Origin of the sequence: Bacillus sp. FSL R5-0397 (genome assembly GCF_038593395.1) — a bacterium.
Classification (GTDB): domain Bacteria; phylum Bacillota; class Bacilli; order Bacillales; family Bacillaceae; genus Bacillus; species Bacillus altitudinis.
The window spans coordinates 3,553,621-3,570,243 of sequence record NZ_CP151992.1 but is presented as its reverse complement, the minus strand read 5'-3'; the positions used below and the strand labels follow the sequence as shown (position 1 = coordinate 3,570,243).

Sequence of the window (16,623 nt, the reverse complement as noted above, 5' to 3'; positions counted from 1 at the left end):
ACGTCCTATCTGTTTAATTACGGTGTCATTTGTTTAAATACATCAAGAGAAGGCAGGGCTTTTCCGTTGAAATCAAACATGGCCTGATTTTCCCAAGCATTCCCGACTGTGCCGGTTGTTTGAATATAAGCGAGCCCGTATTGACTAGACCATGGCGCACCTTTTGCTGGAATCCAAAGCGGCTCCCAATAAAAGAACCCTTTCCCGCGATTGTTTTTTACTTGTGAAATTTTTTCTGATAGATCTCTTATAAAATATGCCTGCCCTTGTGGTGATGCTGGATAACCGGCCGTATTGACTGAATCTTGGTTAAATGAGTTATCGAGGTTGTCACCATTTGCTGTTGTAAAGCCGTAGGCGGTTTCTACCACGATGACATCCTTGTTATAGCGGGCGCTAATATCATTCATGTTGTTAGTAAGACCGCTAAATCCCCCGTCCCAATACGGGTAGTAAGATAAACCGATCGTATCGAACGAAACGCCTCGTTTGGTGATTTCATCAAACCACCAGCGAGATGCGCCATTGTCCCCTCCATGTGCAAGATGAAGCATGACTTTGATGTTTGAATCGACAGAGCGGACAGCATTTGTCCCCGCTTTTAGCAAAGCAGCGAGTCGGTCAAATTCACCGCCGCCTTCACCCCAGCTCTTTCCGTTCGGCCAAAGCATACCTGAATTTAATTCATTCCCGACCTGTACCATATTTGGTAGGGCATTTTGTGCTTTCATCGCTTTAAGTACATCGCTTGTGTAAGTGCCAACAGCTTTTTCTAAATCGCTTTGGGAGAGATTGGTCCAAGCTTTCGGTTTGAACTGTTTACCGGGATCGGTCCAGAAATCACTGTAGTGAAAATCAAGCAGCACTTTCATATTTTGTGCTTTTGCACGTTTCGAGAGAGAAATGGCGGTATTTAAATCGTTTGTCCCCCCGTTATAGGCACGGCCTTGGTTGTCGTATGGATGGTTCCAGAGTCTGATGCGCACATAGTTGACACCTTTCTCTTTTAATAGCTTGAGCGGATCAACCTGCTGCCAGTTTTGGTTGTAGTATTTGCCGCCGCTTCGCTCCACTTCTGCGAGCATGGAGATATCGGCTCCTTTGATGAAATCACCTTGCAATCCATTGATCGGTTTCACCGAAATCGAATCAGCCTTTGCTTCAGGCAGAATACCTAACCCCATCAGAAAGAAAACGACAACAGTGACAAGCAACCATTTCTTCATCAAATCTCCCCTTATCCTTTTGTCCCGCCTTGTGTGAGGCCGGATACAAATTGTTTTTGTAAAACAAGAAACAATAAAGCAACTGGAATCGCAATGAGTAAAGCCCCTGCTGCAAAGGTCGTGTAGCTAGCACCCATTTTGTCTGATACAAGATTGTATAGACCGATTGGGAGCGTATACATTTCGGGTGAGCGGACAATGACACTGGAGATAATGAAATCACCGAGCGGTCCTGTAAATGAGTTGATGGCAACAACGGCTAAAATCGGCTTGGCAAGCGGCATAATAATTTGGATGAAAATCCGGAAATGCCCTGCGCCATCCATTCTGGCTGATTCATCGAGATCCTTTGGAATCGCATCAAGATAGCCTTTCATTAAATACGTATTCATCGGAATTTGTCCGCCTGCATAAATCAAAATCAATGCGAGGTGGCTGTTAATGAGTCCAAGCATTTGAGCCAATACAAATATGGCAATCAGCGCTGAAAATTGAGGAATCATTTGCAGCAGCAAAAAGAGCATCAGTCCATTTTTGCGTCCTTTGAATCGGAACCTAGAAAAGGCATAACCTGTAAAGCTGACAAGTATCAACGTTAAGAGCATAGTCGCAATACTGATTTTCATTGAGTTCCAATACCATTTTGCATAAAGTGCTCCCTGACCGAAGAAGAGTTCTGTAAAGTGGCTGAACGTTGGATTCTTCGGAAACATGCTTGTGCTCATCAGGCTGTTCCCAGGATTAAAGGAAGCGCCGATCGTCCAAAGGAGTGGATATAGAATACAAACGGAGGCAATGAAAAGGATGAAATAAGTGATACTCAGGCGAATGAGCTTATTTTGTTTTGATCCCATATCACATCATGTCCTCCTCTTTGAATGAATTCGTTCTCTTAAACTGCCAAAGTGCAATGGCAATGACGAAGATTGACAGTAAGATCGTAACAGCGGCAGCGAGTGCATATTGAGAAGATTGCATCGTCAGTTTGTAAATCCAAGACACCAAGATGTCTGTGCCCCCAGCAGTTGAGCCAGCCACAGGCGGTCCTCCGCCATTAAATAAATAGATGATATTAAAGTTGTTAAAGTTAAACGTATATTGCGTGATTAATATAGGTGCAATTGAATAGAGGACAAGCGGTAATGTGATGGAACGGAATTTCTGAAAGAAATTTGCCCCATCAATGGTTGCAGCCTCGTATAAATCTTCAGGAATGGCCTGCAAAACGCCAGTTGTCATAATGAACACAAAAGGAAAACCAAGCCAAGTCTGCATCGCAATAAGAGCGATTTTGCTCCAAAATGGATCTGTCAGCCATGGTTTTGGATCAATTCCAATCGATGCAAAAAGGGTATTGTTGATCGCACCAAACGTGTCGTTAAACAATCCAGCAAACACCAAAATGGTCACAAATCCTGGAACAGCCCACGGCAGAATCAAAATCGTTCTGAAAAACCGTTTTCCTTTTAAATCTTTTTGATTGAGCAGAACCGCTAGGAAAATGCCGACAGCACATTGAAGGGTCGATGCAGCCAACGTCCATACGACCGTCCAGCCTAGTACATCAATGAATGTGTCTCTCCAAATATCGATTGAAAAGATATTTTGAAAGTTTTTGATGCCTACCCAATCAATGAGATTGGCAGGAGGCGAGTGGTATAAATCATAGTTTGTAAAGGCCAGCGCAAAGCTGAACATAATAGGAAAGACAACAGAGAATAGAAGTAAAAAGAAAGCAGGAGTGCTCATTAAGTAAGGAAAGCCTTGGTCGATGAGCTGATGGTATTGAGCACGGATGGAATGAAGCGGAACCCCTTGATCACGTTTCTTTCCGTTCATAAATGCATCTCGTATCATGAGTACATAAAAACCGATGCCAAATCCAGCTGTTAAAAGTGCAATAATTCCTTTTGCTAAAAGGAAAACAGAGTTGTCACGAGGCAGCATCGTACCAAGTGTGAACAGCCCCCAGAAGCCAATATTGAATAAATCATAAAACACAAGTAGAAAAGAAACGCCAAACAGGAAAAAGAGTGCCCCTTTGCCATACTGTTTGTTGTATATTTGCCCCATCCCGGGTATAAGAGAGAACATTAGCGCCCGTCTCCGGTGTGTCTTTGATTCCACTATGTGTGTGCGGTCTAGTTCAAGGTTACCCGTCACGTCTAACACCTACTTCATATGAAATTAGATCAAGTGCAGGCAGCATGACAGATGAACAGCTACCTGCGCTTGGTGTTTATTTGGAGTGATTCGCTTTAATTTGCGAGTCGATTTGTTTGACCGCATCATCAAATGCTTTTTTCACATCGGTACGGCCAGTCGCAATCAGCCCTAATGCGCTGTCAATCGGCTTCCACACCTCTGCCATTTCTGGATTGTTCGGTGTCAGTGTGGCATATTTCGTTTGCTTTGAAACAGCATCCGCATTAGCGTTTTCAGTAATGACTGGGTCTTTCATCAGCTTTTTCACTGGTGGAATTTCCTCTGTGACTTCAAAGCGCTTTTTCGAATTTTTTTCGTTCGTGATAAACTCAACAAATTTCTCGGCAAGTTCTTTATTTTTAGAATAAGAGGAGACGTTGTAGCTCTTTACACCTAAGAACGAGCTCATATGTTTTCCGTTAGGGAGTGTTGGCAGTTCCGTCACGCCATAGTCGATACCCGCTTCTTTATAAGGACCAAATGACCATGGACCAGAAATGACAGCCGCTGCCTTTTTCTCAGTGAATAAGGAATTGAGGACATTGATTCCTTGCTCACCAATGATGCCTTTCGGGAAAAGTCCTTCGCTAAAGAATGTCTGAATGTATTTTCCGCCTTCGATGGCACCATCGTTATTAAGACCAATATCATTGACGTCATAAGAACCATCGTTTTTCTGTTTGAAAATATAGCCACCTGAACCGCCTAATACACTTTCTGCGTAATAAATTTCATCCCACTTCGCAACAAAACCGTATTTCCCGTCCTTTGTCAGCTTTTTCGAAAGGTCATACCAGCCATCGAGTGTCGTTGGTGCCTTTTTGACAAGGTCTTTGTTATAGAAAAGCACAGTGGTTTCAACGGATTTTGGCAGGCCATATAGCTTACCATCTACCGTTTGTGATTGAATCGATTCGTCTGTGAAGGAATTGATTACTTTTTGATCTGGTTTGATTTCTTGTAACAATCCCTCTGTGACAGCTGATCCAATTTGGTCGTGAGGCATGGTGATGACATCTGGACCAGTGCCGGCTGCGCCATCAAGACGAAGCGCTTCAATTTGGTCGGCATATGCTTTTTCGACTACTTTGACTTTCACGTCGTTTTGTTTTTCAAATTCTTTGACGGCGTCTTGAATCCCATCAGACTTTTTGACATCCTCCCACACTAGCAAGGTCTTTGTACCTGTAGATGCCGGCTGTGTACCGCTTGAATTGTCATCTCCTGGTCCGCATGCTGACAGCAGCAGCACAGCAGTACCAACGACTGCCGATAATGTCGCCCATTTTCCCTTTTTCATTCGTAATCCCCTCTCGTTCTTTTTTCACAGATGATAAGAAAACGCTTTCTTAATGTGAGAATATCAACTTGAGTAAAAAAAGTAAACACATTTTATTAAATTTATTAAGTAAAATTTTTTACTGAAATAAAGACAAAAGAAGCCCACCATATATGGCAGGCCTTCCAGCTGTTTATATCGTGCTTTTCCGAAAGACAGGTTCTGAGGCAATCAGCACGGTTTTTGGTAATGTTCTGCCATCAACCAGTCTTTCTAAAAGTAAATCGACAGCTGTTTCGCAAAGTAAAGAGGTATGGATGTGATAAGTTGTGAGCGGTGGTGACACATATTGAGAGACGTGAATATCGTTGATACTAAAGACACTCACTCGATTTGGTAAAGAAAAACCGCGTTCATTTAATGCTTGTAAACAGCCTATCGCAAGAGGATCACTTGCGACACAAAAAGCGGTTGGTAGGTGATCGCCAAGCTCGTCGATCGCCTTCATCATCAATGAATAGCCTTCATCTACAGAGAAGTGGTGACCGATATAGACCAATTGTTCATCCAGTTTGTTGTGTGCTGTCATGTACTGGCGGAAGGTCGTTTCACGAATATCTGGAATCCGCCTATTTGTATTGAGATCAAGATCTGTCCCGCCAATAAATCCGATGGATGTGTGCTGTTTTTCGATAAAAGAATCGATAATCTTTTCTACAATTCGTTTCAGGTTTGGTTTCACAGAATCAAAGCGGTCTTCATCTGGTGATGTATCAATAAAGACGATATGTTTTGTGATCGCATATAATTGATCAAGCTCAGTTTTTTTAAATCGACCGATGGCGATGATGCCTTCTGTAGAAGAATCAATCGATTGAAGACCATCAGATGGTTTGTAAGCGGTAACATTTAAGCTTCTGGTATTGGTGAGTTCCTCAATGCCTAGACGAATGGATTTGAAATAAATATCTTCAAGCTCTTCTTTTTCGGTCATCCAATAGAGAAAGGCAATTTTTTTTAGTGAATGTTTGAATGTCTTTTTTTGATAGGACAAAGCTTCTGCTGCCGCGTATACTCTCTCACGTGTTTGATCCGTAACCGATAGGTTGGGATCTTGGTTCAGTACGCGAGACACGGTGGCGATGGATAATCCGGCTTTTTCCGCAATGTCCTTTATTTTAGCTGCCAAGTCAGCACCTCCTATAGAAAATATCTCCTTTCAGTATAGAGTCTTTAAAAAAATTAGTAAATATTTTTATTAAATTGATTGGTTTAGGCTGTTCTTTACGAGTTGGAAAGGAATTAGTAAGATATATGTATTGAAGATGTAGGATTAAGATTTCTGATAGGAGAGGGACAGATGTATTATGATGCACTGAAGACATTTGTGACAGTGGTAGAAGAGAAAAACTTTACAAAAGCAGCTCAGAAGCTACGGATTTCTCAACCGAGTGTCAGTCTTCACATTAAGAACTTGGAGCAGGAATTTCAGACGGTTCTGCTCAATCGTTCGCCAAAGCAATTAACGGTGACGCCAACTGGGGATATGCTGTACCATCGATCAAAACAAATCATTCGTTTATATGAACAGGCGAAGCAGGATATTTATGAGCATCATCATCTGGCACGAGGGAAGCTCACGATTGGAGCGAGTTTTACCATTGGGGAGTATGTGCTGCCGCAAATTTTGGCACAATTTCATCAGCTCTATCCGCATGTTGATATTGAGGTAGTCATTGATAATACAGAGGCGATCGCTAGACATGTTCGGTTGTTCCATGTCGACATCGGACTGATTGAAGGACAAACCAATGACAAAGAACTCTCTGTAGAAACGTTCCTAGAGGATGAACTGTATATCGTTGCCCCATTAGACCATCCGTTTGCAAAGAAAAAGGATGTCACCATTGATCAATTGCAAAATGAAACATGGATCACAAGAGAAGAAGGATCTGGGACAGGAGAATACTTACAGCACGTCCTGAAATCAAATGGACTGAAAGCGCGGACCTTTGTGACATTTAGCAGCAATCAAGCGATTAAAGAAGCTGTCATTCATGGAATGGGGCTGTCTGTTTTATCTAAATATGTCCTCCAGCGGGGCAGCATTGGCGGGGAATTGGCTGTCATTTCTGTGAGGGGAATGGACTTTAAACGGACATTTTCCTATATCGAATCCCCGATGACAGGTGGGAATAAAAATAAGGAATTGCTTGTTGAGTTGTTGAGAAAAGAGAAAAAAGACGCTTCTCCGCAGTAGGAGAAACGTCTTTTTTTATAACCCTTTGATGTTGATTTCATCGACTGGTAGGAAAATCTCACCTGTATCTGTGTACTTCATGTTGACTTGATCGCCTTCTTTTAAATAAATAATAAGAGGCTCTTTTTCAGATGACATGGTGTAGTTTTTCCCATCGTCTAGTAAGAAGGTGACGGTTGTATAATCACCGGTCTTTTCTTTATACACCCTCTTCACTTTGCCTGTTGACTCTTTCTTTTCTTGCTTTGATGAACTATTGACGGTACCGCCGCCTTTTTGAAGAGCAGTTTTATAGGCTCTTAGTGCTTCGTTTGGTGTAGAAGCGTATGCGGCGATTTCAGGATTGGCTGCCGAAACAATAAAGTAGTTTTGCAGGAATCCGTTTGAATCGAGAACAGGTGTAAGCCAGCTGGCTTCCCCGTAGAAATTATAAAGAATCGGCATGCGGCCCTTCCATTTCTTCTCGATAAATCGTTTCTCAATAATTTGCAAAGCTCCCTGTGAATCCATGTAGGATTCTTCAAGATTACCCGTATAATACGTGGCTTTTCCTGTTCGGGCATTTGTTAGTGCATACCCGAGCATGGAATCAACGCCCTCTTTTGGACTGGTGAAATCTGTGAAGTAATACATATCCCCTTTTGAATCAAACACCGGACTTACATTGGCTTCCGTTCCCTCGTCTGAAGGCAGCTTCACATCTGATTTTCCAAACATACTGTTCCAGAAACCATGTACATAGTTGCCGAAGTAACTATTTTGCAGACTGACGGCCTCTGGTGACACAGCGCCATCAATAAAGGCTGGTACTTTGTCTAAGGCGTATTTCTTCGTTTCACCTGTTTTGGCATCCACAACAACCACACCTGAAGCTTTAAACCCGTTTCGTGCAGAGATGAAATCTCCAAATGTTTGGATGTAATAAGGCTTGCCATCATCATTGATCTCGAGCTGCGTGTCTCCATAGAAAATCAAATCTGGGTACTGAAGACGGATATGCCGCTCAATTTCCTTATTGAAATAGGAAGAAGGCGTATAGACCATCTCGGTTTTCACAAACTTTGGATTGGCAGATGAGTCGGTCGCACTTAGTGTAAAGTAACCCGGTGTGCTACCAGAACGAATCCATTTAAAGAAATCGGAGAACTCGACGGGTGCGATATACACATACTCACCATTGACCTTCTGAATTTGCAAGCTGCCAAGCTCGTAGTAACTCGTGTTTGGCACCTGTCCGAACGATTTCTTCATCTTATTGCGAGCAAATTGCGGTGGTACACTCGCAGGTGTCTCTGTCTCATCGAACGCTTTGATTTCGACTTTTTGCTCCATTTTAGACACGTCGAATTTCTCATTTGCATTGAATAGAAAAGCGGTTGCCATATAAACACCGAGCAGCAATAAAATGAGAAATAATACGCCTTTGATCTTCCGCTCCAATCCCACTGATAAAAAGGCACCTGCTGCTGTCACAACAAGTCCAATGAGCCACAGTGATGATGGGTTGCGGTCTAAATTGGTGATGTAGTAGAAGCCGAAAATCCCGATGATAAACAGCAGTGCCAGTCCCGCAATCCACATAAGCGGCACCTGTTGTTCAGTCCCTTTCTTTCTAACGATTAACCTGAGTGGTGTGAGCAAAAGGGTCAGGACAAAACCGATCACAACCGAAAATAACAACATATATCCCACAAACAGAACTCCTTTCAAATCAATCACTCTTTTAGTATATACGAGTGAGACGGGGAAAAGATTCACCGGATGGAAGGTTCATTTAAATGCCGATCGAATCAATGGCTGATTGAACATCTTCTTTCAGCTCAAAAAATGTGAGTCTTTTTTCAATTTTTTCGATTAAGGCGTCAATGGCTTCACCTGACATATGGGTTTGGATGTTCCTTTGATGTTTGTACACGTTAATCAGAAGGTCATCAATCAGATCTACTATTTTTTTGGCTTCTTGGCGATCCTCTGCAAATTCATTTTGAAGTTGATGTCGGATGGCTCTGATCAGCGCTGTTTTCTGTTCTTCTTTGATCTTTGCCTTCAAAGCAGCCAGCTCTGCTGGTGTCATATCTTCCGTGTTAAAGTTTGCTTGAGAGAAGATGGAGCTAGATGTATGCGTATCTGTGACTCTCTGCAAAAAACGATCTGCGTCTGTTGGTTGTTTCTTTGAAAATTCCATTTGTCGTACTCCTTAAGAAATCCCCATATTCTTGGCAAGGGTTGTATCTGCATCGTGGTATTGTTTTCCTAGCTGGCTCATATCATCTGATATTGAGTCCATCCACCTCTTCATATCCATCGCATGATCAATCGCTGCATCATATTTTTTGACCGAATAGAACTCATTTTCAAGACCCTCTGTTTTTAAGTGGCGAATCACAGCATCCACATCTGAAGCCGTCAGCTGGTCATACGAACCAAAACCGACAATTTGTTTGTATCTTGAACGGACGCGTTCCACCGATTGATCCACTTTGTCATCGAGTTTCTCAATTTTACGAATGATTTGCTGCATATGGTGCTCGGCATATGTGGAGAATTTACGACCTGTGTTCATGAGAACATGCGACTTGATTAAAATCGCTACCACACTTTGCGGGTGAACATTTGATTGGCTCAATTGATGTAACATGGCGGCAGTGAGAGAAGGGTTTTTTCTCAACATATCATCAATGGTTTGAACGGAGCCATCTGACGAAAAGGAATACCGGTCTAAGCCATGGCTGCCGGCGAGGGCTTCAAGAAATAAATTCGCATCAAGTGATGGATTCACACTCATTGCCCGATTGAGGAGATTTTTCATAAATTGGACGGCCTTTGAGGAGTCCTCAGTGTAATCGACGCCTTCAGGTAAAGCGGCATCATACATCACTTTCACACGACCGATTTCTGTCGTATGACGATTTAAGAGAGAAAGTCCGTCATTGAGATTGATATATTCTGTTAATCTACTACGGTAATCACCTTTTAATGCTTTGGCTTGCAGACCATCCGATAGATTTGGATAAATATTCGGATTCTCAAAGGTGACCCCGCCTTGAATAAAATCATTTTTGACAAGAACATAGGAAGCATTTGATCCGCCAAGTGAATGCCCTGTCACATACATCTTCGCATTCGGCATTTTCTTATGGATCTCTTTCGCATACCGGTCCGCCTGCACCATTTGATTCTCTGCACCGTGTTCAAAGGGGATATTTTTAATCAAATACTTCGTATCTGAAATCAACCAATCTTGTACAATCTCATTTGTATAGGTCGTTGTCCCTGTCGTCATCTTCGTCGTGACTTCCTTTGACGTCTGTGACTGGCTAAAAGGAGGCAGCTTTGTCAAAATGGTAGAAAGAAGATCATCTGACTCTTTTTTTCCATGTTTTTTAATGGTATCTTTATATTGGCCTGCCCCAATCGGTTCTGAGCCGCGGTAGGCGATGACGGCGTTTTTGATTTTGGTGAGGTCTTTTCCGCCATCGGAGCGCTCGAAATCTTCTTCTGATACAAGGGTTAGTGAGTTAAGCCCTTTTTTTGTTTCTTGGTGGTCAACAACATACATTATTTTACCATTTTTCAAGTGTATATCTTTAGAATTTTCATAGTTGAAGATATCATAAGAGGCTGATGATATTTCATTATATTCTTTATCGCTAAGTTGATTAATTGCATATTTTTTGGCCAACATTTACACTCCTGTAATAATTATCATGTATATTATAAGATATTGTATGGTAAATATCTATAAAAAAAGGTATAAAAACCTATCGGTTGAATATTTAAAAGGTGGGATATTTTTTGTGAAAAAGACATTTAAGGTTGTACTGATTGTTTTGATTACTATCGTTTTTATTCTAGTATTATCACTTGTTTTTCAAAAAGATAAAGAAAAAAAATTGAATGAATCAGAAGGTGAAACAATCGTGAAAGAGAAGAACGATTTAGAACAAGCAAAAGAATTCGCAGAAGAAATGAAACCGAAAGTAGAAGAACGTTTACATAAAATAGATATTCACAACTTTATTAAAACCATTACGTTCGATAAGGGAGTAAATGTTAATCCAATGGGTTATATAATAATTAGAGGGTATATTAATGGTAACCCAGAAAAGTATGACTTCTCTGCATCATTAGAATACCGATCTAAGGAAGTAGGTACCATGACTTTTTCTCCTGAATTATCTTATCGATTTAAAGACTGGGATAAATTCAAAGATGAACCTGAACTAAAGGAAAACTATCTTAAAAGACTCTCCGAAAAAGAACGTGAACAGTATCTTAAAGATATTGGAGAAAAATAATAAAACAGGTAATCACCTACCTGTTTTTTATTTTTCATTATTAAGAAGGTGGCAACGGTAGACATGAAAAACACAATAAAGCTTTTATCTGTATTGTTTGTAGTCATCCTTGTCGCAGTGACTTCGTTAATCGTTCAGGTTAAGCATATTCAATCTAATAATGCGGTCAAGGAAAAGAGTGATCAAGCAAAAGCAGAAGAACTTGCAGAGAAGATGAAACCCAAGGTTGAAGAGCACTTGCACAAAAGAGATATTCATAAATTTATTAAAACCATAACGTTTGAAAAAGATGTGACCATCAATCCTATGGGGGATATTATAATCGATGGCTATATAAATAATGAACCGGAGAAGTACGGATTTTCAGCTTCTTTACAATATAGAGCTAAAAAAATCGGTTCAATGAGTTATGATCCTGAGTTGTCATATCGTTTTAAAGATTGGGATAAATTTAAAGATGAACCAGAATTAAAGGAAAACTATCTTAAACGACTCTCTGAAAAAGAACGAGAGCAATATCTCAAGGACATTGGAGAAAAAGAGTAAAACAGGTACTAGCCTACCTGTTTTTATTTTGTCAAATTCAATAGTCAGCTGATTAAAGTTCATCAAGGAGTTTTGCTTTTTATGAAAAATATCATGAAATTTTCTATCATAATTGTGGTCGCCGTCATCTCCGTAACTGTGTTTGTTGTAGAGTACATTCATCAGAGTTTTTCAGATGAAGTAGTGCAAGAGAAAAGCGATCAAGAAAAGGCCGAAGAATTCGCAGAAAAGATGAAACCAAAAATTGAAGAATATTTACATGAAAAAGATATTCACAATTTTATTAAAAGCATCACATTTAAAAAAAATGTATCTATAAGCCCTATGGGTTATGTCACAGTTGATGGATATATAAATAACGATGCAGAAAAATATCATTTTTCTGCATCATTAATATACAAATCTAATGAAATAGGTTCGATGAGTCATTCTCCTGATTTATCATATCGCTTTAAAGACTGGGATAAATATAAAGATGAGCCTGAAATAAAGGAAAACTATCTTAAACGACTCTCTGAAAAAGAACGTGAACAGTACCTCAAGGATATTGGGGATAAATAACAAAAAGTTAATTTTTCATTATTAAGAAGGTGGCAACGGTAGACATGAAAAACACAATAAAACTTGTATCTGTTTTGGTCGTTATCATCATTGTCTCAGTGACTTCGTTAATCACTCAGCACAATAAGCAAAGTAAAACAAATGATGTGGTAAAAGAAAAGAGCGATCAAGAAAAAGCAGAAGAGCTCGCAGAAAAAATGAAGCCTAAAATAGAAGAATGTTTACGCAAAGAAGACATCCATCACTTTATTAAGACCATAACGTTTAAGGAGAGGGTAACTATTAATCCTATGGGCTACATCGTAATTAGAGGATATATAAATGATGAGCCAGAAAAGTACGAGTTCTCCGCTTCATTAAAGTATAGAACAAAAGAAATCGGTTCAATGAGTTATTCAGCAGAACTAGGAGATCGTTTTGAGAACTGGGAAGATTTTGATCCTCAAGTGAAAGAAGACTATCTAAATAGTTTATCTAAAAAAGAACGCGAACAATATTTGAAAGACATTGGAGAAAAAGTGAAATAACAAGTCGACAAAGCCGATTGATTCCCTAAATCAATTTCAAAATATGCTATCATTCCCCTAACAACACTTACAAACAAGGGAGAGCTTTCAAACATGGCAAATAAAAAGAAATTGATCTTGGATGTAGACACTGGAATTGATGATGCGATTGGTATTTTGCTTGCAGTGAAAAGTAAGCGGTTTGATATGTTGGGGATCACAACGGTGTGCGGGAATGTGTCTGTTGAAGCGGCGACGTTGAATACGTGTAAAGTGCTTGAGTTGGTTGAGGCAGAGGAAATCCCTGTCATCAAAGGTGCAGTAACGCCTCTTTTGAGAGCCCCTCATTATGAACATCGGGTGCATGGGGAGGATGGAATTGGCGGCGCTTTAAAGGACGCCCGGCCTAAGAAGACCGCAGATGAAGGTTTTGCGCCTGATTTTATCATTGACCAAGTGCTGAAGTATTCGAAGCAGGTTACGCTTGTGTTGACAGGACCGTTAACGAATTTAGCCCTTGCGGTAAAAAAATGCCCTGAGCTGATTCATCACGTAAAAGAAGTCATTTTTATGGGGGGTGTCGTGCAGGGACAGGGGAATGTCACACCGGTTGCGGAATTTAATACATATGCAGATCCAGAAGCGGCGAAATTGGTGCTGGAGGCTGGTTTCCCTTCATTGACTCAAGTAGGGCTGGATGTCACGAGACAGGTCTTGTTAACGGATGAGAGAATTGATGCCATTCAAAATGAAACGTTAGCTAGTTATATCAGAGAGAGCACAAGCATTTACCGCCAGCGCTATTTTGAGCGGAATGGGGTGTGGGCATGTGCCATGCATGATCCGCTTGCTGTAAGTCTTGCAATTGATAAACAACTTGTGAATACACAGGCTTTTCATGTAGAAGTGGAGACGAAGAGTGAGTTCTGCGATGGTCAAATGATATGTGATTTTCAGCATCAATGGGGAAAAGATCGCAATCTTCAAGTGTGTATGGATGTAGATGCTGAAGGGTTTTTTGATTTAATGATCAAAGTCTTGAATTCTTAAAAAAGAAGTCTGTGCAAACAGGCTTCTTTTTTATAAGATGGGAACATGAGTAAATGTATGCGCTCACATGAATGAGGAAGGAGTGAAGTCAATTGGCTTCTGTCAGTTTAAGTAGTATGGATAAGATAAGGGCAGCAAGCAGAGGATTGCCGCCAAAACTGAAAGCAATTGCTGAGCACATTACGAGTGAGCCCCGCGACATCATCCATTTGTCGATTGTCGAGCTTGCCAAAAAGACAGCGAGCTCAGAGGCAACGATTTTTCGTCTTTGTAAAAGGCTTGGATTTGAGGGGTATCAAGATTTGAAGATTGCTATTGCCCAGGAAATAGAACAAACGAAGCCTGATTATGTAGATGAAGAGATGAGTCTTGACGATGATACTGCCGTTTTTATGCAAAAGGTATTTCAGGCAAACATCACTGCATTAAAGGATAGTTTTCAATTGTTGAATCCAGAAGATGTAGAAAGAGCCGTACAATTAATCCATGAAGCAGAGCGCTTAGAGTTTTATGGCAGCGGTGGGTCTGGCCTCATCGCCACAGATGCTTTTCACAAATTTATGAGGACAGGCATCAACTGTATTGTTCATACAGATTCTCACTTTCAAGCGATGTCGGCAGGTCTGCTTGATCAAAAGAGCACAGTGCTTGGTATATCTCATTCTGGTCGAAATAAGGATTTACTGGATGCGATGAAAACAGCCAAGGAAAAAGGAGCGAAAACCATTGGCATTACAAGCTATCAGCGTTCTCCATTGAGTCAGCTTGCAGATGTCACGCTGTATACATCAACGCAAGAAACGGCTTTCCGAACAGAAGCGATGTCTGCTAGGCTTGCCCAGCTTACTGTGATTGATGTGCTATATTTTGCGCTTGCACATTTAAGGCAGCAGGAAACATTAACAAACTTAAAGCAAATGAGAGAAACCATTTCTCAAAAAAGAGTGTAATGGTTTCAAAAATAAATTTTTCTATTAGTGAAAAATGCTGTTGTGGTAACGATTCTGAGGTTTTTAGTGAAAATTATTTTCTTTTTGATCGTTGAATGTCGAAAAAAATATTCCTATAATGGGATTTATCAGGTACACCGGCACCACGACACTTTATTTCAAATCAGTGATTGGGCGTGATACAGATGAAGGGAAACCAGGCGGTAATTGGTTTGGATATTGGAACAACAAGTACAAAGGCGGTTCTATTTGGACCACAGGGGAAAGTCATATCAAAGCATTCTGTTCCTTATGACCTCATTCACCCCCAGCCAGCATGGGTTGAGCAGAACCCTGAACATATTTTAGATGCTGTAATTGCGAGTGTAAGAGGCGCATTGACGAAAGCAGCATTTGATGCAAAAAACCTCATAGGTGTGGGAATTAGTACGGCGATGCATTCCTTAATCGTCATGGATGAGAATGGAAAAGCATTAACAAACAGTATCATTTGGGCTGATAACAGAAGTGCAGAACAAGCGAAACGAATCATAACGGACTTAGATGGCTTTCAAATTTATAAAAGAACCGGAACACCGATCCATCCAATGTCACCGCTTTCAAAAATACGATGGATCAAGGAAATGACACCTGACGTCTTCAATCAGGCAGCAAAATTCATTTCCATCAAAGAGTATGTTCTTTATCATTTCTTCGGTCAGTATGTGGTCGATTATTCAATCGCATCAGCAACAGGACTGTTCCGATTGGAAACGCTTCAATGGGACGAGGAGGCACTACGTATTGCAGGAATTCAGGTGAATCAGCTGTCTGAACTTGTTCCAACGACGCATCAGCTGCGTGGGCTTCAGCCAGAAATTGCGCTGCGAATGGGCATTGAAGAAGATACACCATTTGTTGTGGGTGCAAATGACGGTGTATTAGCGAATCTTGGTGTTGGTGCGATTGGCAAAGGTGAGGTAGCAGTCACGATTGGGACAAGTGGTGCAGTACGTACAGTCGTAGATCAGCCAATTACAGATGAGCAATCAAGAACATTTTGCTATGCATTGACGGACAAGCATTGGGTCGTCGGAGGACCGACCAATAACGGCGGAATTATGCTGAGATGGCTCAAGGATGAATTTGGGTCTTCCGAGGTGGAGGTAGCAAAGCGTCTAGGTGTAGACCCTTACGATCTAATGATTGATATTGCAGAAAAGGTTCCAGCTGGCTCAGAAGGACTGCTGTTTCTACCATTTTTAACAGGTGAGCGAGCACCTTATTGGAATCCAAACGCAAGAGGCACGTTCTTCGGGATCGGTCTTCAGCATAAGCGCGAGCACTTTATTAGAGCCGTGTTAGAAGGCGTCATTATGAGTGTTTTCTCGATCGGTGTGGCACTAAGAGATTTAACAGGTCCAGCGAAGGATGTCAGGGCTTCTGGTGGATTTGCGAGATCCCCGCTATGGCGGCAGATTTTGGCGGATACAATGGGCAGAGAAGTGCTTGTTCCAGAGAGCTACGAGGCTTCCGCACTTGGGGCGGCTGTCCTCGCACTTCATAGTTTAGGTCATATGGAAGAGATAGAAGAGGTGCAGGAATGGATTCGTATTTCTGCACGCCATGAACCAAATATGAAGAACAACGAAACATACATAGAGCTATTTTATTTATATGAGCGTCTCTATGACAAACTGAAGGATGAATTTGATGTCATTAGTGCGTTGCAATTAAAACAAAATCGTTAAACATCGGGGAAA

At 41.1% G+C, this 16,623-nt stretch carries 16 protein-coding genes; 8 read left to right on the top strand and 8 right to left on the bottom strand.

Annotation, left to right across the window (positions count from 1 at the left end; genetic code table 11):
• Positions 1-17: 17 nt before the first annotated feature.
• The 5 genes from NSQ70_RS18315 to NSQ70_RS18295 form a co-directional block, all read right to left on the bottom strand.
• Complete coding sequence (locus tag NSQ70_RS18315; protein ID WP_342502341.1) at positions 18-1,226, bottom strand: glycosyl hydrolase 53 family protein; 1,209 nt, start codon at positions 1,224-1,226, stop codon at positions 18-20.
• Between the two features lie 11 nt (positions 1,227-1,237).
• Positions 1,238-2,080 (bottom strand): sugar ABC transporter permease, encoded by an 843-nt coding sequence (locus tag NSQ70_RS18310; protein ID WP_007497274.1) that lies wholly within the window; start codon positions 2,078-2,080, stop codon positions 1,238-1,240.
• 1 nt (position 2,081) lies between these two features.
• Positions 2,082-3,320, bottom strand: a complete 1,239-nt coding sequence (locus tag NSQ70_RS18305) for a sugar ABC transporter permease (RefSeq protein WP_045033662.1) — start codon at positions 3,318-3,320, stop codon at positions 2,082-2,084.
• Positions 3,321-3,465: 145 nt separating this feature from the next.
• Positions 3,466-4,731, bottom strand: coding sequence for an extracellular solute-binding protein (locus NSQ70_RS18300; RefSeq protein WP_050826774.1), 1,266 nt, complete (start codon positions 4,729-4,731; stop codon positions 3,466-3,468).
• 172 nt (positions 4,732-4,903) lie between these two features.
• The gene (locus tag NSQ70_RS18295) at positions 4,904-5,899 is read right to left on the bottom strand and encodes a LacI family DNA-binding transcriptional regulator (RefSeq protein ID WP_342502340.1); all 996 of its coding nucleotides are present in this window, start codon (positions 5,897-5,899) and stop codon (positions 4,904-4,906) included.
• Positions 5,900-6,070: 171 nt separating this feature from the next.
• Between NSQ70_RS18295 and NSQ70_RS18290 the strand changes: the two genes are divergently transcribed.
• Positions 6,071-6,970 (top strand): LysR family transcriptional regulator, encoded by a 900-nt coding sequence (locus tag NSQ70_RS18290; protein ID WP_024720440.1) that lies wholly within the window; start codon positions 6,071-6,073, stop codon positions 6,968-6,970.
• Positions 6,971-6,985: 15 nt separating this feature from the next.
• On the opposite strand, the gene NSQ70_RS18285 is transcribed toward NSQ70_RS18290, so the two are convergent.
• The 3 genes from NSQ70_RS18285 to NSQ70_RS18275 all read right to left on the bottom strand — a co-directional run bounded on the left by NSQ70_RS18285 (position 6,986) and on the right by NSQ70_RS18275 (position 10,652).
• On the bottom strand, positions 6,986-8,662 hold the full coding sequence (locus NSQ70_RS18285; RefSeq protein WP_342502339.1) for a hypothetical protein: 1,677 nt from the start codon (positions 8,660-8,662) through the stop codon (positions 6,986-6,988).
• Between the two features lie 82 nt (positions 8,663-8,744).
• Positions 8,745-9,155: a hypothetical protein gene (locus NSQ70_RS18280; protein WP_024720438.1), complete on the bottom strand. Its 411-nt coding sequence runs from the start codon at positions 9,153-9,155 to the stop codon at positions 8,745-8,747.
• 12 nt (positions 9,156-9,167) lie between these two features.
• The gene (locus NSQ70_RS18275; protein ID WP_341043060.1) at positions 9,168-10,652 is read right to left on the bottom strand and encodes a lipase; all 1,485 of its coding nucleotides are present in this window, start codon (positions 10,650-10,652) and stop codon (positions 9,168-9,170) included.
• Positions 10,653-10,767: 115 nt separating this feature from the next.
• Between NSQ70_RS18275 and NSQ70_RS18270 the strand changes: the two genes are divergently transcribed.
• The 7 genes from NSQ70_RS18270 to gntK all read left to right on the top strand — a co-directional run bounded on the left by NSQ70_RS18270 (position 10,768) and on the right by gntK (position 16,611).
• On the top strand, positions 10,768-11,268 hold the full coding sequence (locus NSQ70_RS18270) for a DUF1433 domain-containing protein (protein WP_041092634.1): 501 nt from the start codon (positions 10,768-10,770) through the stop codon (positions 11,266-11,268).
• Between the two features lie 63 nt (positions 11,269-11,331).
• Positions 11,332-11,814 (top strand): DUF1433 domain-containing protein, encoded by a 483-nt coding sequence (locus tag NSQ70_RS18265; protein ID WP_025208257.1) that lies wholly within the window; start codon positions 11,332-11,334, stop codon positions 11,812-11,814.
• Between the two features lie 81 nt (positions 11,815-11,895).
• On the top strand, positions 11,896-12,375 hold the full coding sequence (locus NSQ70_RS18260; RefSeq protein ID WP_024720433.1) for a DUF1433 domain-containing protein: 480 nt from the start codon (positions 11,896-11,898) through the stop codon (positions 12,373-12,375).
• A 44-nt stretch (positions 12,376-12,419) separates the two neighbouring features.
• Positions 12,420-12,902: a DUF1433 domain-containing protein gene (locus NSQ70_RS18255; RefSeq protein ID WP_045033679.1), complete on the top strand. Its 483-nt coding sequence runs from the start codon at positions 12,420-12,422 to the stop codon at positions 12,900-12,902.
• Between the two features lie 93 nt (positions 12,903-12,995).
• The gene (locus NSQ70_RS18250) at positions 12,996-13,931 is read left to right on the top strand and encodes a nucleoside hydrolase (protein WP_050826769.1); all 936 of its coding nucleotides are present in this window, start codon (positions 12,996-12,998) and stop codon (positions 13,929-13,931) included.
• 116 nt (positions 13,932-14,047) lie between these two features.
• A complete protein-coding gene (locus NSQ70_RS18245) occupies positions 14,048-14,881 on the top strand; it encodes a MurR/RpiR family transcriptional regulator (RefSeq protein ID WP_178896488.1) in 834 nt (277 codons plus the stop codon).
• Positions 14,882-15,066: 185 nt separating this feature from the next.
• On the top strand, positions 15,067-16,611 hold the full coding sequence (gene gntK, locus NSQ70_RS18240; protein WP_024720429.1) for a gluconokinase: 1,545 nt from the start codon (positions 15,067-15,069) through the stop codon (positions 16,609-16,611).
• Positions 16,612-16,623 lie beyond the last annotated feature (12 nt).

Excerpts from the sequence above, each read along its gene's own strand:
- NSQ70_RS18315 (WP_342502341.1), bottom strand. The coding sequence starts at position 1,226 with ATGAAGAAATGGTTGCTTGTCACTGTTGTCGTTTTCTTTCTGATGGGG.
- NSQ70_RS18310 (WP_007497274.1), bottom strand. The coding sequence starts at position 2,080 with ATGGGATCAAAACAAAATAAGCTCATTCGCCTGAGTATCACTTATTTC.
- NSQ70_RS18305 (WP_045033662.1), bottom strand. The coding sequence starts at position 3,320 with ATGTTCTCTCTTATACCCGGGATGGGGCAAATATACAACAAACAGTAT.
- NSQ70_RS18300 (WP_050826774.1), bottom strand. The coding sequence starts at position 4,731 with ATGAAAAAGGGAAAATGGGCGACATTATCGGCAGTCGTTGGTACTGCT.
- NSQ70_RS18290 (WP_024720440.1), top strand. The coding sequence starts at position 6,071 with ATGTATTATGATGCACTGAAGACATTTGTGACAGTGGTAGAAGAGAAA.
- NSQ70_RS18280 (WP_024720438.1), bottom strand. The coding sequence starts at position 9,155 with ATGGAATTTTCAAAGAAACAACCAACAGACGCAGATCGTTTTTTGCAG.
- NSQ70_RS18265 (WP_025208257.1), top strand. The coding sequence starts at position 11,332 with ATGAAAAACACAATAAAGCTTTTATCTGTATTGTTTGTAGTCATCCTT.
- NSQ70_RS18260 (WP_024720433.1), top strand. The coding sequence starts at position 11,896 with ATGAAAAATATCATGAAATTTTCTATCATAATTGTGGTCGCCGTCATC.
- NSQ70_RS18255 (WP_045033679.1), top strand. The coding sequence starts at position 12,420 with ATGAAAAACACAATAAAACTTGTATCTGTTTTGGTCGTTATCATCATT.
- NSQ70_RS18250 (WP_050826769.1), top strand. The coding sequence starts at position 12,996 with ATGGCAAATAAAAAGAAATTGATCTTGGATGTAGACACTGGAATTGAT.
- NSQ70_RS18245 (WP_178896488.1), top strand. The coding sequence starts at position 14,048 with ATGGATAAGATAAGGGCAGCAAGCAGAGGATTGCCGCCAAAACTGAAA.
- gntK (WP_024720429.1), top strand. The coding sequence starts at position 15,067 with ATGAAGGGAAACCAGGCGGTAATTGGTTTGGATATTGGAACAACAAGT.